Origin of the sequence: Anaerocolumna jejuensis DSM 15929 (genome assembly GCF_900142215.1) — a bacterium.
Classification (GTDB): domain Bacteria; phylum Bacillota; class Clostridia; order Lachnospirales; family Lachnospiraceae; genus Anaerocolumna; species Anaerocolumna jejuensis.
On sequence record NZ_FRAC01000008.1, the window covers coordinates 217,007 to 237,960 of the forward strand.

19 protein-coding genes are annotated in these 20,954 nt (G+C 39.5%); 6 read left to right on the forward strand and 13 right to left on the reverse strand.

Annotated elements, in window-relative coordinates; translation table 11 throughout:
* Window positions 1-166: 166 nt before the first annotated feature.
* The 6 genes from BUB77_RS07105 to BUB77_RS07130 form a co-directional block, all read right to left on the reverse strand.
* The gene (locus BUB77_RS07105) at window positions 167-964 is read right to left on the reverse strand and encodes a phosphatidate cytidylyltransferase (RefSeq protein ID WP_073274270.1); all 798 of its coding nucleotides are present in this window, start codon (window positions 962-964) and stop codon (window positions 167-169) included.
* A gap of 18 nt (window positions 965-982) precedes the next feature.
* Entirely contained in the window at window positions 983-1,690 is a 708-nt protein-coding gene (locus BUB77_RS07110) for an isoprenyl transferase (protein ID WP_073274583.1), read from the reverse strand.
* A 124-nt stretch (window positions 1,691-1,814) separates the two neighbouring features.
* Window positions 1,815-2,369, reverse strand: coding sequence for a ribosome recycling factor (frr, locus tag BUB77_RS07115; protein WP_073274272.1), 555 nt, complete (start codon window positions 2,367-2,369; stop codon window positions 1,815-1,817).
* Between the two features lie 47 nt (window positions 2,370-2,416).
* Complete coding sequence (gene pyrH / locus BUB77_RS07120) at window positions 2,417-3,121, reverse strand: UMP kinase (RefSeq protein ID WP_073274274.1); 705 nt, start codon at window positions 3,119-3,121, stop codon at window positions 2,417-2,419.
* 15 nt (window positions 3,122-3,136) lie between these two features.
* On the reverse strand, window positions 3,137-3,940 hold the full coding sequence (locus tag BUB77_RS07125) for a bactofilin family protein (protein ID WP_073274276.1): 804 nt from the start codon (window positions 3,938-3,940) through the stop codon (window positions 3,137-3,139).
* Between the two features lie 20 nt (window positions 3,941-3,960).
* The gene (locus tag BUB77_RS07130) at window positions 3,961-5,172 is read right to left on the reverse strand and encodes a polysaccharide deacetylase family protein (RefSeq protein ID WP_073274277.1); all 1,212 of its coding nucleotides are present in this window, start codon (window positions 5,170-5,172) and stop codon (window positions 3,961-3,963) included.
* A 273-nt stretch (window positions 5,173-5,445) separates the two neighbouring features.
* Between BUB77_RS07130 and BUB77_RS07135 the strand changes: the two genes are divergently transcribed.
* Together BUB77_RS07135 and BUB77_RS07145 are read left to right on the forward strand one after the other, a co-directional pair.
* Window positions 5,446-5,865, forward strand: a complete 420-nt coding sequence (locus BUB77_RS07135) for a hypothetical protein (RefSeq protein WP_073274279.1) — start codon at window positions 5,446-5,448, stop codon at window positions 5,863-5,865.
* 360 nt (window positions 5,866-6,225) lie between these two features.
* Window positions 6,226-7,080: a hypothetical protein gene (locus tag BUB77_RS07145; protein WP_073274283.1), complete on the forward strand. Its 855-nt coding sequence runs from the start codon at window positions 6,226-6,228 to the stop codon at window positions 7,078-7,080.
* Between the two features lie 138 nt (window positions 7,081-7,218).
* On the opposite strand, the gene BUB77_RS07150 is transcribed toward BUB77_RS07145, so the two are convergent.
* On the reverse strand, window positions 7,219-10,236 hold the full coding sequence (locus tag BUB77_RS07150) for a glycoside hydrolase family 2 TIM barrel-domain containing protein (protein WP_139241129.1): 3,018 nt from the start codon (window positions 10,234-10,236) through the stop codon (window positions 7,219-7,221).
* 261 nt (window positions 10,237-10,497) lie between these two features.
* Here BUB77_RS07150 and BUB77_RS07155 point away from each other — a divergent pair, with 261 nt between their 5' ends.
* Window positions 10,498-11,349, forward strand: coding sequence for an AraC family transcriptional regulator (locus BUB77_RS07155; RefSeq protein ID WP_170866603.1), 852 nt, complete (start codon window positions 10,498-10,500; stop codon window positions 11,347-11,349).
* 64 nt (window positions 11,350-11,413) lie between these two features.
* On the opposite strand, the gene BUB77_RS07160 is transcribed toward BUB77_RS07155, so the two are convergent.
* The gene (locus tag BUB77_RS07160; protein ID WP_073274286.1) at window positions 11,414-11,872 is read right to left on the reverse strand and encodes a transposase; all 459 of its coding nucleotides are present in this window, start codon (window positions 11,870-11,872) and stop codon (window positions 11,414-11,416) included.
* A gap of 905 nt (window positions 11,873-12,777) precedes the next feature.
* Between BUB77_RS07160 and BUB77_RS07165 the strand changes: the two genes are divergently transcribed.
* From BUB77_RS07165 to BUB77_RS30975, 3 genes are all read left to right on the forward strand, one after another.
* A complete protein-coding gene (locus BUB77_RS07165; RefSeq protein ID WP_073274288.1) occupies window positions 12,778-13,695 on the forward strand; it encodes a ketopantoate reductase family protein in 918 nt (305 codons plus the stop codon).
* Between the two features lie 12 nt (window positions 13,696-13,707).
* The gene (locus BUB77_RS07170) at window positions 13,708-14,280 is read left to right on the forward strand and encodes a TetR/AcrR family transcriptional regulator (RefSeq protein WP_073274290.1); all 573 of its coding nucleotides are present in this window, start codon (window positions 13,708-13,710) and stop codon (window positions 14,278-14,280) included.
* An 83-nt stretch (window positions 14,281-14,363) separates the two neighbouring features.
* On the forward strand, window positions 14,364-14,558 hold the full coding sequence (locus tag BUB77_RS30975; RefSeq protein WP_408606387.1) for a transposase: 195 nt from the start codon (window positions 14,364-14,366) through the stop codon (window positions 14,556-14,558).
* Window positions 14,559-14,744: 186 nt separating this feature from the next.
* Here the strand turns inward: BUB77_RS30975 and BUB77_RS07180 are convergent, their stop codons facing one another.
* From BUB77_RS07180 to BUB77_RS07200, 5 genes are all read right to left on the reverse strand, one after another.
* On the reverse strand, window positions 14,745-16,295 hold the full coding sequence (locus tag BUB77_RS07180; RefSeq protein WP_073274291.1) for an ABC transporter substrate-binding protein: 1,551 nt from the start codon (window positions 16,293-16,295) through the stop codon (window positions 14,745-14,747).
* A 52-nt stretch (window positions 16,296-16,347) separates the two neighbouring features.
* Complete coding sequence (locus BUB77_RS07185) at window positions 16,348-17,292, reverse strand: carbohydrate ABC transporter permease (protein ID WP_073274294.1); 945 nt, start codon at window positions 17,290-17,292, stop codon at window positions 16,348-16,350.
* A 16-nt stretch (window positions 17,293-17,308) separates the two neighbouring features.
* Window positions 17,309-18,112: an ABC transporter permease subunit gene (locus BUB77_RS07190; protein ID WP_170866604.1), complete on the reverse strand. Its 804-nt coding sequence runs from the start codon at window positions 18,110-18,112 to the stop codon at window positions 17,309-17,311.
* A gap of 222 nt (window positions 18,113-18,334) precedes the next feature.
* A complete protein-coding gene (locus BUB77_RS07195) occupies window positions 18,335-19,357 on the reverse strand; it encodes a LacI family DNA-binding transcriptional regulator (protein ID WP_073274298.1) in 1,023 nt (340 codons plus the stop codon).
* Between the two features lie 712 nt (window positions 19,358-20,069).
* On the reverse strand, window positions 20,070-20,942 hold the full coding sequence (locus BUB77_RS07200) for a DUF4085 family protein (RefSeq protein ID WP_073274300.1): 873 nt from the start codon (window positions 20,940-20,942) through the stop codon (window positions 20,070-20,072).
* Between the last annotated feature and the right edge of the window lie 12 nt (window positions 20,943-20,954).

Here is a 20,954-nt window from a genome sequence, read left to right on the forward strand (position 1 = left end):
CTCCTTTATTAAATATCAAATCCTTGATATGATATCTCCATAGTTTAACTCAAATATTTATTTTCCGTCAAAGCGCCTTATATACCGTAAGCCTGCTTACATTCCTGCTTAAAAGAAAAAATTACTTTTTAAGCTTGATACAATATAATTATGAAAGGTATTCCCATTATAATATAGTAGCAAGGAAATACACAATAGGTGCGACAAAAATGATACTGTCAAATCTGTCCAGAATACCGCCATGCCCTGGAATAAGTGTTCCATAGTCTTTTATATTATGATTTCTTTTAATCGCCGAAGCTGCTAAATCACCCAGCTGGGATATCACACTGCCCACTGCCGATATTAAGGCAAAAATAAGACCTGTATTGTGAAAACCGGTAATGTAGTCTTTTATTATCACCCCATAGAGCAAGCCAATAAGCCCTGCGCCAATGACGCCTCCGATACAGCCTTCAATCGATTTCTTAGGACTTAAGGGTGTAAAATTCTTATGCTTGCCAATCAGCATTCCCACGCAATAAGCACTGGTATCGGAACCCCATGCTCCGATAAATATAAGCCATATAATATAAAAGCCGCTTTCCAGCATTCTGACCTGATAAATAAAGCTTAACATTACTGCCACATAGAAAAGCCCAAAAAAGGCGGCGGTAACTTCCTCCATCCTGAACTTGGGATATAAAATTACATACAAAATCATTAAAGCCAGTAAAAAGCCGATGAAAAGAAAGTCATTATAGTCCGCAAATCCAAAACGCAGTAATCCGAAATAAACGGCGGCAGCTAGATAGCCGGCGATACCAAGAGGTGACTTTTGCAGGTTAACTGTCTTATACAGTTCTGTCATGCCGATAATAGAAATTGCCAGTACCACAGCAAATAAAGCATCTCCCCCCAGCAGGATTACCGCTATGGTGATAGCCATAAGTATGACCGAACTGCGAAATCTTACCCAAAACATGTATTACCTCCCAATAAATCAATCTTCTTTGATGCCGCCATAATTCCTTTTTCTGCTTCCATAAAACTCAATGGCTTTTCTCAATTCATTTTTATTAAAGTCCGGCCACAGGGTATCCGTAAAATAAAACTCCGTATAGGCTAATTGCCATAAGAGGAAATTGGATATCCTCATTTCACCGCTGGTTCTTATCATTAAATCCGGATCAGGAATTCCTCTGGTATCCAAATATCCGGAAAATATATCCGTATTCACTTCCGTAAGATTAATCTTACCGTCTTTATAATCCTGTGACATCCTTTTAGCTGCCCGTAAAATTTCATCCCTGCCGCCGTAATTTAATGCCACCTGAAAACGAAGTCCCGTATTACTGGCGGAGGTCTTTTCAAGCTCAATAATACTACTCTTTATATCTTCACTTAATCCGTCCGTTTCACCAAGTACCCGGACTCTCATATTATTCTTGCTGCTGGTTTTCTGGCAATTCTTAAGATAGCTTCGCAGGAGCTTCATCAATGCATCAACTTCATCTTTGGGTCTCTTCCAGTTTTCAGTAGAAAAAGCATAAACTGTCAAATACTCCACTCCCATATTATAAGCTTCTTCACATATGTTTTCAACTGTTTTACTTCCCTGTACATGGCCATAATTTCTTGGCATCATACGCCGCTTGGCCCAACGGCCGTTTCCATCCAGTATAATTGCTACATGTCTTGGAATTTTTATATCGGAATAATTGTCTCCCATGGAATCCTCCAACTGAAAAAGACTGCTTCAAAGATCCAAAAACTATTGATAAAAAATAGTTTTCTTTGAATTTTGGAGCAGTCCCTGTAAAATATTCGAATGCTTATACCGTAAGTACTTCTTTTGATTTATCCTCTGTAAGCTTATCCACATCAGCAATAAACTTATCTGTGGCTTTCTGAATGCTGTCTTCTAATACCTTTACTTCATCCTCAGAAATTTCACTGTTCTTGTTCATTTTCTTGATGGCATCATTGCCGTCCCTTCTGATATTGCGGACAGCAACCTTAGCATTTTCAGCCTTTTTCTTAATGTCTTTTACCAAATCTTTTCTTCTTTCCTCTGTAAGCTCAGGAAATACCAGTCTGATGACTTTTCCGTCATTGCTGGGTGTAAGTCCCAGGTCAGAAGCAATGATTGCCTTCTCAATATCCTTGATCAGTTTGCTTTCCCAGGGCTGAATCTGAATAACTCTGGGCTCCGGGACCGAAACGTTTGCTACAGACTGAAGAGCAGACGGAGTACCGTAATAATCCACTCTCAACTTGTCAAGTAAATGAGGATTGGCCCTTCCTGCACGAATTGTTGAATATTCTTCCTTCAGGTTATCCAGTGTTTTCGTCATTTTGCTTTCGTATTGTTCCAATCTAGCATCCATAAATATTTCTCCTCTATGATAATAATACTTAAAAATTTCCAAATTCTTTAAGCAGTTACAATGGTTCCGTCAGACTCACCATGAACGGCTTTCATAATACTCTCTTCCTTTTCCAGAGCAAATACCAGCATCGGCATCTTATTCTCCATAGCCAGTACCGTTGCCGATAAATCCACTACCGCAAGCTGTTTATCCAAAGCTTCCTTGAGACTTATCTCACTGTACTTTTTCGCATTGGGATTCTTTTTGGGATCACTGTCGTAGACACCGTCCACTGCCTTAGCCATTAATATTACGTCTGCTTCCAGCTCTACTGCTCTTAACACTACTCCCGTATCCGTCGAAAAATAAGGATGGCCTGTTCCGCCAGCCAGGAATACGACCATGCCCTTTTCAAAATATTTATTTGCCCTGTCCTTTGAAAAGAGCTTTGTCATGGAACCACATTCAAAAGGTGTAAGCACCTGGGTCTTCATACCGACAAAACGGAAAATCTCAGAAACATAAATGCAGTTCATAACAGTTGCCAGCATACCAATCTGATCAGCTTTTGTACGGTCTATGGTTTCACTGGTTCTTCCTCTCCAGAAGTTACCTCCGCCTATAACAACTCCGACCTCAACCCCTTCCTGTACCAGCTGCTTTACCTGATTTGCAACCCGGATACAGGTAGCTTCATCAAAACCGGTCTTCTTATCTCCGGCCAGAGCCTCCCCGCTTAACTTCAGTAAGACTCTTTTATACCTGTTCATTTATAATACCTCCAATTATTCAAATATGCTATCAATATTAACAGATGCGTAAGACAGGGAACAGAAACCATCAATAACTGCACCATTGTTAACCTGAATGGATGCAGCTTTTATATTTCCCTTGATTACAGCGGAGGAGTCGATAACGATAGGACCGCTGATGTCGATATCTCCCTTGACAGCTCCCGCAATAAAGCTGGCAGTTCCAAGTATATCTCCGATTATAACCGTACCAAGACCAATTCTTACATTGCCCTCACTGGTAATGGAGCCTTCAAAACGCTTTGCACCTATATAAACCTCTGAAGCAGAACAGTTTCCGCTTACGGTTCCGATTACAGACAGCTTTCCTTTACAGTCGATATCACCTCTGACAGTACCGATTACTTCCAGGGAGCCATCCGTATGAAGATTACCGGTAAGCACCGTGCTCTTAGCTATAATAGTAACCTCTTCAGTGACATCAGTGCCGTCACCGCTGGTATCCTCTGCGGTACTCTCCTCTGCTTTCTTCTCTTCCAAAGCCGGTTCTTCGCTGGCAGCCGGTTTTTCATCATTTACTGTAACTGCCTCAGATGTTAACAATGCCTCCAAAAGCTCTTTATCCACATTATCATCCTCTGTCAGATTATCCTCTTCCTCTGTCTGAACTTCCTTTGTTTCTTCACCTTCTATGGCTTCTGTCTGTTCCACGGCCTCTGTTTCGTTGCCTTTTTCCTCTGAAGTATTTCCCTCAGTCCCGCCTTCTAACACATCCTCCGGCAGCAATTCATTTACTGCCTGTGATAAATCATCTTTAAAGTCTTTAAAAAAGCCCATTTAAGGTTCCTCCTATGTAATTACTTATTATTAAGTTCTGATGAACTAAGTTTAACCTGTTGAATAGGTTTTACTGTTTCATTTAGTGTAAGAAGTTTTGCACCGCTTTGTGTTAAGGTACTCAATAATTCATCAAGGGACTTGACAGTATTTAACTTGGCATCCGTATCGTGCATCAGCACAATGGATCTTGTATGCCCGGCAATGCCTTCCAACGCATTATCACAAAGCTGCTTTGGCGTATAGCTTACTCCGGTAGCATCACCGCTTGCCACATTCCAGTCATAATATACTACATGTTCCTTATTAAGATAGCGGATAAAAACTGACATATCCGTATCACTGACCTGATTTCCGCTTCCTCCCGGAAAACGGTAAATATCAGTATGAAAGCCAGTGGTATCATATATTAATTTTCTTATTCTCCTGTAATCACTTTCAAAGGTCTTCAAAGATTTATAAAGCTGCTTATAATCATGGGAATAAGAGTGCATACCAATTGAATTGCCCTCTTCCACTATCCTCTTATACAATCTTTTAGACTGTTCATCCGTCTTGCCAATTACAAAAAAAGTTGCCTTTACATGATATTTGTTCAGTATATCCAGAATGTCATCTGTATAGCTGCTTGGGCCGTCATCGAAGGTTAAATACACTTCCTTTCCTTCGTATTTCTTCCGCTCCTGCTCATCAATGCCATTAATCGTATTTTTTAAAGAAGATGAGTCCTTGTCCTGTACTTTGTTCTGTTTTTCTTTTGTATTAAAAACATCTGCCTTGCCATCGGAGGAAGCTTCCGCCACTTTACCTGACTGTTTTCCGCTGTTTTTCCCGGTTTCCGCTTTGGTATTCTGTGAAGTTCCGGAATCCTTTTTTGTGCCCTTAGCTGTATTCTCTCCGGCTACGGGAATGTCCGATGAATCTATAACAGATATTTTTTTTTCATTATAACTGTTTTTTTCTGATTCTTCAAGAGAAGATGAATAATCTTCTGCATGATAGTAAATATTTTTTTCGAAGGTCTTACTGCTTTTTTCTTCCGTCTTTATCTGATTTTCTGTTAACTTGTCGATTTTTCTCTCTAATGAGTAGATTTTGCCGAATAATATCATACAAAGTAAAGTTGGGAGTATCAAGCAGATGATAATTATTATAATAATCGCATTCTTAAGGTGTTTCACACGCCTTTTTCTGCGAAGTGCATTTTCTCTTTCCGGCTGGGTATTATCCATATTAATTTTATGTCTCCCTTGCATTGCCCCTTTTGCTATATTCTATCATAAAATATCGAAAATTGAAAGAAACGCATTTAGTACTATTGACCTATATGATTTTACTCTTACTTATGTTGAAAGATGAAACATCTGTTAAATTAATTAATATGGAAACCATTGACATAAAATCAAAAAAGATATATTATATAAGCGGTTTTGGATCATATATCTGGTAACCATTATTGGGAATGAGATCTTATTTACATAGTGCGCGGGTCAAGGTAAAAATTTATGAATTGTCATATTAAAAAAAACAAAAAAGCAGCATTAATAATTTTATTGATATCTCTTCTATTTATAATAATCATAACATTGGTTTATAAGCTGTTATTTAATAAACAAAATAATGATATTGAATGGACAGAAATTCAGCTGGACTCCTCAGAGCTCAATAACTTGCAATTATCCGCAGACAATGGGCATAGGCCAGGTATGTTAGACCCTAAGGAAGCAGCAATGGATACTTTAATGAACCAATTGAAAATTGATACGGTTGATAGCGTTGAAATTTTAAAAAAGAAGAAAGATTTATGTTTAGTAGAAATAACTTTGCAAAATAGGAGAAAGGTTAAAATGAAACTTTTCCAACCTGTAACAAAGGGAAGAACCGGTATTTGGGCAGTTAAAGCATATAGTATCAGCAAAAATTAACGCTTTATTTTCCTTTTAATTTTTTTACATTTTCACACAAAAAGGGTACTGCAATAACCTGCAGTACCCTTTTTATAGTTTTAAAACTATAATTTTTTTAGAAACACAAAAAGAAAAATATCAGTCTAAGGTTAATTCTATCATATACCCAGGAATCTCCTCTCCAGCGAAAGCCCTCCACATGATTTCTTCCTACAAAAGTAGGGAAAAACCAAAAGCTCCTTCCATTAATCAGCCAGACAAAAGTAAACCGGTTTAAACAGGTCCATATATTATTACGGCCTACTTGCCCTCCCATACGAAAAGATTCCGGTCCTTCTGTGGTTGGCAATTGCGGTATAAAATTAGGCGGCGGTGTCAATGGCTGTGGTGGTCTGGGTCCTGGTCCCGGCGGTGGAAATGGTCCTGGTCCTGGTGGAAATGGCCCCGGCGGCGGGAATGGTCCTGGTGGGAATGGGCCTGGCTGCGGCGGTCTGGGGCCTGGCTGCGGTGGCCTCGGGCCTGGTTGCGGTGGTCTGGGGCCTGGTTGTGGTGGTCTCGGGCCTGGCTGCGGTGGTCTGGGACCTGGTCCTCCTGGCCCACCCGGTCCTCCAGGTCCTGGCTGCGGCGGTCGTTGGCCGGGTCCTCCTGGGCCTCCCGGTCCTGGCTGTGGTGGCCGTTGGCCGGGCCCTCCTGGACCTGGCTGCGGCGGTCGTTGGCCGGGTCCTCCTGGGCCCCCTGGTCCTGGCTGTGGTGGCCGTTGGCCGGGCCCTCCTGGGCCTCCTGGTCCTGGCTGCGGTGGTCGTTGGCCGGGTCCTCCCGGTCCTCCCGGTCCTGGCTGTGGTGGTCGTTGGCCGGGGCCTCCTGGGCCTCCTGGTCCTGGCTGCGGTGGTCGTTGGCCGGGGCCTCCCGGTCCTGGTTGTGGCGGTCGTTGGCCGGGCCCTCCTGAGCCTCCTGGGCCTGGCTGTGGTGGCCGTTGGCCGGGTCCTCCCGGTCCTCCCGGTCCTGGCTGCGGTGGCCGTTGGCCTGGTCCTCCGGGGCCTCCCGGTCCTGGCTGTGGTGGCTGTTGGCCGGGTCCTCCCGGTCCTCCCTGACCTGGTCCTTGACTCAGATAACGCCTTTGGTCGGAATCAGGGGGAAATACAAATTCTTCATCTGATACAACATAATCGTGTTCTACCGTTTTATCCTCTCCATAACCCTGCATTTGGAATAAGTTATTATCATCCAACTTAGAGTCTCCTCGTATATTCATTCTTACATCTATCATATGAATATAAACGTAAAATGTTAAACTATATAACTATAAAACACGCTTAGATTATTATTGCAAAAAACCGTATTTTCAGACCATTTTGTCAATATCCTGATCTATCAGCTAAATTGCAGGGTCACTTTAAAGGATATGTCTTCCTCGTTCAACTGATATTTTTCAGCAAGTGCAGGTCCGCATGAATTAGAACCTGTTCCGCTCATTTTATAGTCCAGGCAAAGAATTGTGCCATCTGCCTTTTCCAGTTCATAATTATGGGCTTTTGAAGCCAGCTCTTCCTGTGTGTATTTACCTGCCTGGAAGGAGAAAGGTGCCTGGGCCGTAATATAAATTCCCTTGCCAGTGAGTGCGCTTAGCTTCAGTTCCTCACAGCCGTAATGGCTGGAATTTTCCTGGGGTTTGATATAATCCACATACATATCGGAAACCTTCTGGTCAAACCTTCCAAACCAGGCAGAGCGGCGCTTGTCAACGTAGCTCTCTCCCGGACCGTAGCCAAGATATTGAACACTGTCATATTCCCCGGGAAGGAAGAAACGCAGGCCAAAGCGCGGCAGGAAAGGAAGCTCCTTGTTCCGTTTTCCCTCCATTTCCGCTGTAATGGTACCATCCTCTCCGATGAACCAGGTCACATTCAAGTCCAGTATGTGCTGAATCTGAATAGCTGTGATTGCCAGGCGGCAATGAATGGCTGTTACACCCTTCTCCTGGGATACCCAGGTTTCATACACACGGGGAAATGCCCTGTCATAGCGGGCCATTTCCCAGGAGCTGCGGATATTGCGGTCATTATCCATAGGTGCACGCCAGATATTAAATTCCAGTGGTCTCTCTATTATGTTTTGATTCTTTATTACTAAGCTTTCAAAGCTTCCATGTAATTTATCAAAGCAATACTTAAAATCAACTCCGGCAACCAGTATCTTAGAGGCATTTTCTTCTACCGTAATTGATGTAACTTTCGGCCCGTTCCCGCCGGCTTTAACAAAAGGATTTGCGCTTTCTTTGATAAACAGCTGGTCAAAGCCTAACTTATGGCCTTTTGATGTAAAAGGTAGCTCGATGGACTGAATATAATTAAGCTTGATGGTTATTCCTGCATTTATGCTCTGAGCTTCCAGAAGGCTTTTCTCAACAGGCAGTTGAATTATTGTTTTTCCATGAGGCGGCAAATCGACTGCTCCTAAAGCATAAGCTGCCACCCTCTCTCCATTGCATAAAAGCTCTGCCTCAATTGTAAGAAAATCCTTAAGGTTTGTAAAATCCAGCTTATTTTCCAGTTCAACAGTGAACTCTTCCTTCTTAACAATGGCCGCACGTACGGGGCGGATAACATTTTTATATTCTGCAAGGGCAGGGTGAGGGATACGGTCGGGGGATACCATACCATCCACACAGAAATTGCCGTCATGAGGATATTCCCCGGAATCTCCGCCATAATGAAAGACCTTACGCCCGTCAACAGTTATCCCGCGGTATATGGCATGGTCACACCATTCCCATACAAAACCGCCTGCAAAACGTTCATGGGAATAGATACATTCAAAGTAATCCTCCATGTCTCCCGGCCCGTTGCCCATGGCATGTACGAATTCACACAGCATATAGGGCTTTGGATTAGCTGCCAGGTATTCTTCTATGCTGGGAATAGATGCATACATAGTACTGTAAATATCCAGCATGGAGGTATCATTAGTGTGTCCGCCGGTCTGGCTTGTACTTCCTTCGTAATGCAGGAGCCTTGTGCTGTCATATTCCTTTATCCAGCGGCCCGTATCCTCAAATGCCTTACTGTAGCCGGCTTCATTTCCCATAGACCAGATAATGACGCTGGCATTATTCTTATCCCTGATAACATTTCTCTGATTGCGGTCCAAAATCGCTTCAGCGAACATTTCCCGCTGCACCAGGTCGCCATAGGTTTCCCAGCCCCCGCCGTAAAAGCAGGTAGCACCATGGGCTTCCAAATCACTTTCTGCCACTACATAAAAGCCATATTCACTGCAAAGGCCGCTGAACCAGGGTGCATTGGGATAATGGCTTGTACGGATTGCATTAATGTTTGCTTCCTTCATTAATTTTAAATCCTTTAATGCCTGCTCCCTGCTGATGGTATAACCGGTTACCGGGTCACTGTCATGGCGGTTGACTCCCTTAAACTTTACCTTAACACCATTAATATGAATAATATCCTTGATAACTTCAACAGAGCGAATACCCACCTTCTGATAAATAACCTCATCAGGGGCAGCTATGGCCAGGGTATACAGATAAGGGTTCTCCGCATTCCAAAGAACCGGCTCTTCCACCGGGATGAAAAGCTGTGAATCCTTTACGGTATCCTCAGCAACCACCTTACCGGAGGCATCTGTCAAGGTGCAGACTACCGGCACTGCTTCTCCGTCAAATTCAAACTCCACCTTGATTTCCGCTTTGGTATAGTTATCCTTTAACTGGGTTTTAACGAAAAAGTCACGGATATGGTCTGCCGGGCGGCTGATCAGATAAACGTCACGGAATATACCCGTCATACGGAATTTATCCTGATCCTCCAGGTAGCTTCCGTCGCACCATTTTAATACCACAACGGTAATATCATTTTGACCTGGTTTTATGTAGGCCGTTATATCAAATTCGCTGGTAGAATGCGATACCTGGCTGTAGCCTGCCAGTGTGCTGTTGATATAAACATAAAAACAGGAATCCACTCCTTCAAAGTTCAGATAGTATTTCTGACCTTCGGGCATCTGTTCCACAGGCAGGCTGCGATGGTAAACACAGGTCGGATTATCCAGCGGAACATGCGGAGGATCATAAGGAAAAGGAAAATTTATATTGGTATATTGATGGCGGTCATAGCCATACATCTGAATACATCCCGGAACCGGTATGGTATCGTAATCCTTATAAAGATATCCGCTCTCTGTAAAATCCTCCAGCTCAAAGGGGTTATTATAAAAACGGAAATCCCATTCTCCATTCAGAAGTTCCACCCGGGAGCTGTTCTCCCTTTCACCGGGAGCAAAGGGAATATAGTAGCTGCGGTTTTCTTCACAGCCTGCATGAAGAACAGAAGTATCTTCATGATATAAAGGTAATTTCAACTCTGACTTTAACATGATTATTCCTTTCATCAGCATAAAATTTATTTTCTTTCTAGAATATATCAAAACGGCATCAATATTACCATACATAAAATTGATATCTACATGCACAAAGTTTTCATTTTCGCTTTGACAGGAAAGGAAAATAAATATAAAATATATTTGCAGGATTTTACATCCTGGCTCCCATTGCATGCCGCAGCTGTTTGCAGATACGGCACTGCCACAAATCAGGGTGTGAAAGAAAATGGCATTAATGCCAGGAAAAGAGGACTTATGCTGACAGTAGTAGGATATTATGATTGGCAGTCCGATGAGAAATCCGTATCGGACCAGGATTTTTTCGTGCATTGCAGCGGCAGATACCGCTTGATCCGCAAAGAAGAATTTCAGACAGAAAGGCCTATGGGCGCTGCCAATTATCAGCTTATCTATATAGCTGAGGGAAAGGCCCATTTTAAAATAAACGGAAAAATCCAGATATTAGAGAAAGGTAATTGTGTACTTTTCCATCCCGGAGACCCTCAATTCTACTATTATTATCTGGAGGAGCATCCGGACATTTACTGGGTTCATTTTTCCTGTAAGAAAGACAATATATTTTTAAGCCAAACAGGATGGGGTGAAGAAAATATCTATTATGTAGGAGCTCATAGCAGCTATCTCCATCTGTTTGACGGAATTATCCAGGAGCTGCAATTAAAGCAGCCCCTTTGTGAAGAGCAGCTTAAATTGATGATGCAGGAGCTTCTGCTGAAAATGGGCAGAAACCGTATCAGGGAAAATAAGATTTTTGAAAATTACAATAAAGAAGTTGAGGAAGCACTGCGGATATTCCATAATTCTCCAGAAAAAGATTTTACGATCAAAAACTTTACCCAAAGCCGGGGATTGAATTATTACCGTTTCATTGATACCTTTACTAAACAGGTGGGAACCTCACCAAGGCAGTATATTATCAATATACGGATGACTACAGCTAGGGAGCTCCTGACTAACCCTCTCTTCCAGGTATCCGAGGTAGCAGAGCTCACGGGATATGAGAATCCCCTTTATTTCAGCAGGCTTTTTAAGAAAGTCTGGGGCGTTTCCCCAACGGAATTCAGACAGCAGAACAAAGGAAACTAGTGCCCTGTAAAGATTAAAACTGTATCAAAACAGGGCAACCTAAATAAATTCATTTATCCAATACCTATTCTTGAAAAAGAGGTTTTTGATATAGACGTTTTAACTTAATTCGGGCATCATCTGCTGTAAACTGCCAATTAACTCCGATTTGCCTTCGGTTCCTTAAAGTTTCCCAGTTGGCTATAGTAAAATTTAGTTCATCCACTGTATTGATTCTTCTATTTCCAAGACATTGAATACTCAATGAGCTGAGTTCTGTCTCAGCTATGTTCAGCCAACTGCCATGTTTTGGTGTGTAATGCATATCAAATTTTTGTGATAACCAGTATGCAGTTACTGGCGAAAATACCTCATAGAATGCAGCCTTGCTATGTGTATTTATATTATCGGATACCAGAATGATTTTTTCACAATCCGGATAATATTCTTCTGCAATTTGCTTCATCATCCTGGCATAATCACCCTTAGTACGATGCTGGAGTGCAGATACATGCCTCCATCCACCTAAGGGTTTGTCCCACATCTGACATATTCAGAGTCAATTTTCTGGCAATAACCGGGTCTGGGTAACTGAGTGTCAGCATCCAAATGCAATGGCTTGGCTGAAATTCGTTCTCTAACTTCACCAAGGAGTTGAAGTAAATATTTTGATACAGTTTTAATAATTACAAGGCACTAGTTACTTTAAACCCACCCTTATAAATTGCTCAGTCGGACAGCCTTAACTACTTTTTTCATTCATAGTATTTTAAGTATCTTCATTAGATGATGCATGGGAGATAATTCCTACCCATGCCACATCTTACTGATTTCTCTTGATACAAATTTCTTTTATGCTGCCTTGCATTGATAAGCAGAAAAACATTTCACATAGGTGGTAAATCTTGATTTCTTACCATCTGCATTTACTGCCAATAGTTCTGGTTGATATTTTATTTCTTTCTCAATATCTCGCAAAATCATAGAGCTATACTTTTTCGGCTATAAAACTTTTTGTATTATCTATATACTAACTGTTTTCAAATTTTCCGATAGAAACCAGGCTGGTGCATTTTCCTTTTTTTAAACCAGTTTTGGCGTTTATTCTGATTATAATTTCTGTAAATATGAACAATTTTAGTTTGATAAAGGGTGAGGAGAACACGGAAAGATATGCAATAGCGACGTCGCCGTCCTATTGCATCTTGTCAGGTGCTAAAATCCCCTGAAACCCCTAATATATTTTATATGGCTACACTTTCTATAGTCAAGTCGATAAAATGACTATACCAGTTGTAGCCAGATCATTTATTGATAAACTGAAATATTTATGGCGTTATGCTGTTGGCTTTTTATAGTTGCTTATTGACATTTTGTCAATAAGCAACTATAATCAAAATACTCAGTTAAACTACATAACGCATAAGTAATTAATGGAGGTATACAATTATGAGAATACTAGTTTATGGTGCTGGAGTATTAGGATGCAATTTAATCCATCTACTCAATAAATCCAATAAGAATGTAACTCTTCTTGCAAGAGGATGTTGGTATGATGAAATCAATCTAAACGGTCTAACAATTAGGCATAAATTTAGAATTAAAACTACAAATGACAAATTACATGTGATTAATTCTTTGACGAATGACGATTTTTATGACATTATTTTTGTAACCTTGCAATATACACAACTGGATAGTATCATTCCTGTTTTGAACGATAATCAGAGCAAGAATATTATTTTTATTGGAAACAACCCTAATGCGACAGGTTATTTAGAACTTATGAAAGATAAAAATGTATTTTTTGGTTTTTTTAGTGCGGGTGGGCAAAGAACCAGTAAATATGTCGATTCTTTTTATTTAAATGAAATGACTATTGGACGTATTGATAATTCTCACGAAAGTGATGAATGGATTAAGAACATTTTTCAGGGAACACGAATGAGGCTAACTATTGAAAACAGAATGGATGATTGGTTAAAGAGTCATGTCGCATTTATACTTCCGTTTGTATATGCAGCATATTACACAGGATATAATTATCGAAAAATCAAGAAAGATAAGGTCTTTTTATACACCATCATCAATTCTGTAAAAGAGTATTATGATGCCTTAAAAGAACTTGGATATGAGATATTACCTCATAGTGACTATGAATTCGTTACCTCCAAAAAATTAAGGTGTTATCTGTTTTTAAAATTGTGTTGCTATACTACGATAGGAGATCTTTGTGTCTGCGATCATGCAAAAAACGGAATTAATGAAATGATACAATTAAATGAAGAGTTTCGAAAATTAATCGCAAATGTAATAGTGAAAACTCCAAATGCGGATATTCTTGAAACATATATTCCATGTAAATAATTAGGAGTTTCTATGGCAAAACGAATTAATGATACCAAACAAAGAGAAAAACAAATAATACAAGCTGCTCAAAAAATGTTTCTAAAAAACGGATACTTTAGAACGACAATTGATGATATTGCAGCAGAAGTCGGAGTAGTTCGGGGAACAGTTCTTCACTACTATAATAGCAAAGAAAAGCTAATGGAAGCAGTTCTAAACTATGACGATGATCCTTTTATCCCATATATTACAAAGATAATTAAAAATCAGGATGTTTCTGTAACAGATCGCTTAAATAAAGTATTAGAACTATGCTCTGAGCAATTTTCAAATGTCAAACCGCAATTGATAAAATATCAGAACGATTATGAAAAATTTCGTTTTCTTCTCGACAACATGAGACTTCAGACATTTTATCAATTGTGTGAACCATTTCAACAGCTACTAGATGATGGTTGTAAAGAAGGAGTTTTTTCTATCCACGATACTCGTGCCAGAGCAAACAGTATTTTGTTTGCAATATTTGGAGTCACCAGCGCCGACATCTCAACGGAAGCACTCCTTGCGGAACTTCAAATTATCATTAAGCAATTTACTCAGTAATATATGTTAATTACTATAAACATGAACCAACGGACAACCCCAAAAGTGCCGACCTAAATTTTTATTATCCGGATTGTGAAAAAATCATTCTGGTATCCGATAATATAAATACAAATAGCAAGGCTGCATTCTATGAGGCATTTTCGCCAGTAACTGCATACTGGTTATCACAAAAATTTGATATGCATTACACACCAAAACATGGCAGTTGGCTGAACATAGCTGAGACAGAACTCAGTTCATTGAGTATTCAATGTCTTGGAATAGGTATTGGATAAATGAATTTATTTAGGTTGCCCTGTTTTGATACAGTTTTAATCTTTACAGGTCACTAGTGTGAAAATCAAAAAGAAAGAATCCCTTAAATCATTAAATGGTTTAAGGGATTCCCTCATTTCTTATAAATAAACTATATCCTTCAGTACAATGTTTTAATTACTGAAATACATTATCTGTCATTCATATTATCTAATGCTCTTCCAGGTTTCATACTGTTGCTGAGCATCTTTTAAAACATCCTGGTAACCGGCATTATCAAGTGCTTTCTGATAGTCTGTAATAGCTTTGTCTACATCACCGGGTTTATATCCACCATTTTCAAGAGCAAATCCGAATTCGTTAAATACCTGCTGGCAGGCTGCATATTTTGCATCAACTTTGGACTTATCAAATCTGAAGCCATTGGCAATTGAATCCTTTGAACTGTCATTGAAAGTAGTATATAGCTCAACCTTATTATCCGGTTCGCCAGCTTCAAGAGAAAGATTTGTTATAGATGTTGACTCCCATGCACTGTGGTTATACAGACCTGCATCTGATTTCTTAACCTTTCCGTCTTCTCTTGTGTAATCTGTTCCTTCAATACCAAAGGTATACAGATCTGCTAAAGATTTATCTGTGTATAAAAGACCTAAGAATTTCAGGCAGGCATCAACCTGTTCGTCCGTACAGGTAGAAGCAATGGTATAGCAGGAACCTAAAGTAGTATTGGACTGCTTCCAGTTATCTGTAATCTTAACCATTTCAACGTCTTGTTTATAACGTGTATTTGCTTCATCGTTGTTAGGAACGTCGGTCCACCAGGAAATTCCCCAATCCTTTGTCTGAGTGGTAGTATCTGTTGTTGTCTTTGTAAGGTCATCTTCACTGATATAGCCCTTAGATGCCCAGTCACCCATTAAGCTGCTAAATTCCTTGTACTCAGGTGTAGAAAGGGTATCAACAACCGCATCCTTATCTTTGTCAACAGCGATAAAACTATCCTGGCTGAAGAAATCAAATTTGTTCAGATAATAACGAAAGAACATAGATGTTTTCTGAGTTAAATAAGGATATTTCAGACCTTCTGTTTTACAATCCTTCAGCATAGGCTCAATATCTTTCAGCGATTTAACAGTGGATAAATCCCATTTATACTTATCAACTAAATCTTTACGGAACATGAGGTTATATCCTTCTGCTGATTCCTTGTAGCAGGGAATAAAATAATTCTTTCCGTTAAATGCTGAGGATTTCCATACCCAATCTGGCATAGCTTTGTAAATATCATAGTTAGGAAGTTTCTGTGTTATGTCGTAAACAGCGTTTTGCTTTACAAGATCATCTGTTCTGATTGTTTCAATCCAGTTTGCAGTCCAAAGAAGATTGATTTCACCATTGGCAAGTGCAAGGTTTGCTTTGTCTTTGTACTCACTGTTACTAATGTCATTGAGCTTAATCTGAACATTAATCTTATCCCCAATATAAGCATTGATTGCATCCTGAACTGCCTGTACCTCTTTTGTATCAGGCACTCCGACGTTAAAGCAATCCCTGTATACAGAAATGGTTGTCATAGCGGTATCTTTCTTGCCGCTGTCCGGTGTTGCCGCTTCTGTTGTTTTTGCCCCCGCGTCCTTGTTACCGCCTTCAGATGTGGTTTTTGTATTATTTGCACCACAACCTGTTGCAGTCAGCATTACTGTTGCTAATGTTACTGCAAGAACTTTTTTCCCAAATACCTTAACTTTAAACATATAATCCTCCCTTAATGATTATTATATTTCAAGATGCATAGCATCATGAATATCAGCCCTTTACAGAACCAACGGTAAGACCTTTAATAAAATACTTCTGAAAAAACGGATAAACCACCATAATAGGACCTACAACCGTAATAACTGTCGCCATTGTACAGGAATATTGTGGAATGCCTTGCTGTAATACTGCTAAAGCAGATCCTGTTATATTCTTATTATTGAGCAGGAACTCAATACTTCTTTGAATACGAACCAAAAGTAATTGCAAGGGCATCTTGTTTTCACTGCTAATGTAGAGCAATGCATTCTGCCAATCATTCCAGTATGCCGTTGCCAGCATGAAACCAACGGATGCAAGAGCAGGTTTCATTAACGGCAGAACAATTTGGAAAAATGTCCTGTATTCACTGGCACCATCAATTCGGGCAGATTCCATTAATTCATCCGGAATACTTGTTTGTATGTACGTTCGCAAAATGATTATATTCATGGTAGAGATAGTCAGCGGTAAGACGAGCAGCCAGATGCTGTCTTTTAAGTGGTACATAGAGGTATATACGATATAACTTGCAAGCTGACCTCCCGAAAAAAGCATTGGTACCATTACGAATATCGATAAAAACCTTCTTAAACGAAAATCTTTTCTGCTCATTGCATAAGCTAATAAGCTCATAAACATAAGGCCCATTAATGTTCCTGCTATGGTAATGAAGATAGTCACACCATAGGACACGGCAAGCTGCTTACCATACTTAAATACGTATTTAAAGCCTTCCAGCGAATATTTTTCCGGGAAATAGCTGAAACCGTTTGAAACAATACTTTTGTCATCCGAAAATGCAACTACAAAAACCAGTATGATGGGCAACAGGCAAAACAAAGTATATAGTCCAAGAAGTGCTGTTAAGATATACTGTCCGATTCCCTTTTTCTTCTTCTTGATCTTAATATTTGCCCTGTTATTAATATTTGATTTTGCTGCTAATGTACTCATTTTCATTCCTCCAGTTTTAAAACAATGCATTTTCCGGTGCTGCTTTACGGACGATACCATTGGCTCCCAAAATTAATAGTAATCCTACAATCGACTGATAGAAGGTTGTTGCAGCCGTGTATCCATAATCTGGTGTTGTCAGGATAGCATTTAAAATATAAGAATCAATAACCTGGGTCGTTGAATACAATATACCGCTGTTTCTGGTCACCTGATAGAACAAGCCTGTTTCCGAACGCATGATACCGCCAACGCTAAGCAAAATCATGATCGTAATCATTGGTACAAGTGAAGGTAATGTTATGTTACAGATTTGCTTCCACTTATTAGCACCATCAATCTGAGCTGCTTCATACATCTCCTGGTCAATACCTGCCAGAACCGACATATAGAGCACTGATCCGTAACCCACGCTATTCCATATCTTCACTACCGTTAAGATTATTGTCCAGTAGCCTGCAGTGGTGTACCAGCGAACGCCCTCTCCGCCGAAGTTCTGAATCATGCCATTGATCATTCCGTTATTGCTTAAAAATGCATATACGATAAATTGAACAGCAGCATAGGAAATAAAAACCGGAACAATCATAATACTCTGAAATAATTTACCCACTTTTTTAAATACAAGCTGGTCAATACCAATTGCAATAACAATATTAAGAATTGTACCAATGATGGTAAATATCAAATAGTAGAGTAATGTATTTTTTGTTATTCTCATGAATGTATCGCTGGAAACAAGCAGGAACTTAAAATTTTCCAAACCAGCCCATGGACTTTTCCATATGCCTAAACTATAATTAAATTTCTTAAATGCCATAACCAAACCTGCCATTGGCATATAACTGAACAAAAATATCACAAGAACTGCGGGAATACACATAACAAGATGTGCTCTGTGTTTCCATGTATTATGCAAAAAATCCTTCATCTTCTTCCCCCTAGTGTAATCTTATATAGTCTGAGTTCTCCTTTTTCCGTACAACTCTGTAACAAGCAGTAAGGTTGTACTTTCTGTGTTACTTATTCCTTCCTTTCTTTCTTATTTATTTCTTCCCTTCAGGTTATACACTGACTGCCCCGGCAATACCACTCCGGGTATTACCACTCGTTCAATAATAGTAGCCTTGGGATTATCAATGAGTGCAATCAGTTTCTCTGCCGCACTTCTTCCCATAGTTTTGGTATCCTGTTGTAAAGTAGTTAATTTAGGAACCAATACCTGAGAAAGGGTAATTCCATCGTAACCGGCAATTGAGATATCCTCCGGTATTCGAAGTCCCTGTTCCTTAATAGCATTAATACCTCCGAGACAGGAAAAGTCATCAGAAAATAAAATGCATGTTGGTCTATCCTTTAACTCCAGCAGCTCCCTTGTCAGAATCGCCGTAGTGTCTGGGTCATGGTAAATTCCGCTTTTTACATATTCATCGGGTACTGTTATTCCAAATTCGCCGAGGGTCTTGTAAAAACTCCCCACACGATTCTGGGTAACCGAGGAATTCGCACCGTGTATGTACGCTATCTTTCTATGCCCCATTTCATAGACATAGGTAATTAATTCTTTTATCCCTTTTACATTATCTGAAATGATTGCTGTCCGGTTATCAAATACATGATCGATGGTGACCACCGGCAGCTCTCCATTAATCAGCTCCACGACCTGAGGATCATTAAAGCGGATACATGCAATTACCACCCCGTCGACACCTCGGTATTTGCTATGTTCATAGTAGGACATATTCATACTGCCGGTGTGCTTGCTGATAAAGGTCATATCATAGCCATTTCTCTCCGCTTCCTGTTTGAAACTGTCCAAAACATTAGCAAAATATTCATGGGTCAAGCCGCTTTGCGCTTCATCCACAAATAAGACTCCCAGATTATAGGTTCTGTTGGTTTTTAAAGCTCTGGCAGAAGAATTAGGAAAGTAATCCATTTCTTTTGCAACTCTTCTTATATTCTCTTTTGTAGCCTCCGCAATATCCTTATGGTTATTTAAAGCCTTGCTGACAGTAGCTACTGATACTCCGCATCTTGTTGATATGTCTTTTAAAGAAACCAATGTAAAATCTCCTTACCCTATAGTGTTTAATTCACTTAATCGTTTTCTAAGATTAGTACAAACAATATTGTATATATTATTTATGACACAATTGCTATATTTGTATATTATGTCATGATTTTTAAACTCGCATAAGCGTTAATGGATATATCTAACTTTTTTGTTTAAATTTACTATATAAACTATATCTCTTTTTTCTAAATATTGCAAGTATTTTTTAAAAAATCTCATTTTTTTCTTAAACGTTTTCTATGTTTTAAAATCCTCTTATTATTTTAGTATTTAAAGGTTGATTTTTAGCATGGCACATATGTCTGGTAAAATGCTGCTTATTCTAGAAAAAAGTCTTTACACAGATTTTACAACCGCTAAAAATAACGATTAAGTACGAATGAGTGTTTTCAAATAGCTTCTACCCGGACTATGTTAACTGGGAATTTACATTAATTACTTTATTAATTACTCTCAACGAATAAGACTTCATAAATCGAGAGGTATTAAATAAAAAGTCCTGCAATTTCCTTAATTAATACGGAATTGCAGGACTTATATTATATTTGCTTTACAAGCTTCTTTCACTGAAGCTAGCTTATACGGCATGGTTATTTTTCTTGCCAATTATAAAACTTAAATAATCGTACTATAAAAGGTAATTTTTTACTAAAACTTAAAATTTCATCCATGATACCTTAGTAAAATTGGGGTTTACATTTCACTCTTTGTCTATTACTATATCCTCACAGCTAATAATAAGATCAAGCATTGCTTCCCCTGCCAAAAGCACATGGGCTTCATAACCGTTATCTCTGCGATACAGCTCCTCATAAAGCCAGACACTGCCCATAATGTGTTCTTCCTGTTTTATAATATCAGGCGAAACAAAAGTAATCTTGTTTAAATCGGTGAAACCTCCCCGGGTATCAAGCCTTATTACTATATTTTTATTTTTATCTATTGTAAACTCTTTTACCCTGCAATCGTGAAAACCGAAATTCTCTTTGATACTTTTAGGAATACTCTCAGCCATCCGGGCTTCAGAATTTTCACTTAAAACATGTTTCATTTTCTTTTCATTCTCATTGCTGTATCTTTTTAGCTGCTTCAGTACTTCCTTCGTGCAGTAACCCAGAGAGAAAACCCTCATATCTGCAATTTGCTGCAAAAGTTCATGAGGAATTTTCTCTTCCGCTTCTCTTATTTTTACCGTTTCCTGAATAGAGCGGAATTCTTCCCTGCATTTTAACACATCAAAGGGCGGGCGAACATCATATTCCTCTATTCGTTTCAGTATGTGCTCTCTTTCATCGGACGGCATGTGATATACTATTTTATCCTCTACGTCTATCTCTTCACCATTTGCAAATATATAAAAGGGAGTAATCGTACATCCGTCCTGCTCCAATGCAAAACGAGGGTCAGCATCGTAAATCTCACGCTGTATTTTTACAAATTCCTTTTCTTTTCTCCTATAGAGCCGCAAATAGAGAGCTTCGTCATAAACAGCAGCGCCATCGTTCACTTTCATGCCAAAATGCAGCCAGGTCCGCTGACATAATTCATACCATTCCTTTGTAAGATACTTCATAGTATATTCTCC

Coding starts and splice junctions, on each gene's coding strand:
- BUB77_RS07105 (WP_073274270.1), bottom strand. CDS start 964: ATGTTTTGGGTAAGATTTCGCAGTTCGGTCATACTTATGGCTATCACC.
- frr (WP_073274272.1), bottom strand. CDS start 2,369: ATGGATGCTAGATTGGAACAATACGAAAGCAAAATGACGAAAACACTG.
- pyrH (WP_073274274.1), bottom strand. CDS start 3,121: ATGAACAGGTATAAAAGAGTCTTACTGAAGTTAAGCGGGGAGGCTCTG.
- BUB77_RS07125 (WP_073274276.1), bottom strand. CDS start 3,940: ATGGGCTTTTTTAAAGACTTTAAAGATGATTTATCACAGGCAGTAAAT.
- BUB77_RS07130 (WP_073274277.1), bottom strand. CDS start 5,172: ATGGATAATACCCAGCCGGAAAGAGAAAATGCACTTCGCAGAAAAAGG.
- BUB77_RS07135 (WP_073274279.1), top strand. CDS start 5,446: ATGAATTGTCATATTAAAAAAAACAAAAAAGCAGCATTAATAATTTTA.
- BUB77_RS07145 (WP_073274283.1), top strand. CDS start 6,226: ATGGCTGTGGTGGTCTGGGTCCTGGTCCCGGCGGTGGAAATGGTCCTG.
- BUB77_RS07150 (WP_139241129.1), bottom strand. CDS start 10,236: ATGTTAAAGTCAGAGTTGAAATTACCTTTATATCATGAAGATACTTCT.
- BUB77_RS07155 (WP_170866603.1), top strand. CDS start 10,498: ATGCTGACAGTAGTAGGATATTATGATTGGCAGTCCGATGAGAAATCC.
- BUB77_RS07160 (WP_073274286.1), bottom strand. CDS start 11,872: ATGTGGGACAAACCCTTAGGTGGATGGAGGCATGTATCTGCACTCCAG.
- BUB77_RS07165 (WP_073274288.1), top strand. CDS start 12,778: ATGAGAATACTAGTTTATGGTGCTGGAGTATTAGGATGCAATTTAATC.
- BUB77_RS07170 (WP_073274290.1), top strand. CDS start 13,708: ATGGCAAAACGAATTAATGATACCAAACAAAGAGAAAAACAAATAATA.
- BUB77_RS07180 (WP_073274291.1), bottom strand. CDS start 16,295: ATGTTTAAAGTTAAGGTATTTGGGAAAAAAGTTCTTGCAGTAACATTA.
- BUB77_RS07185 (WP_073274294.1), bottom strand. CDS start 17,292: ATGAGTACATTAGCAGCAAAATCAAATATTAATAACAGGGCAAATATT.
- BUB77_RS07190 (WP_170866604.1), bottom strand. CDS start 18,112: ATGGCATTTAAGAAATTTAATTATAGTTTAGGCATATGGAAAAGTCCA.
- BUB77_RS07200 (WP_073274300.1), bottom strand. CDS start 20,942: ATGAAGTATCTTACAAAGGAATGGTATGAATTATGTCAGCGGACCTGG.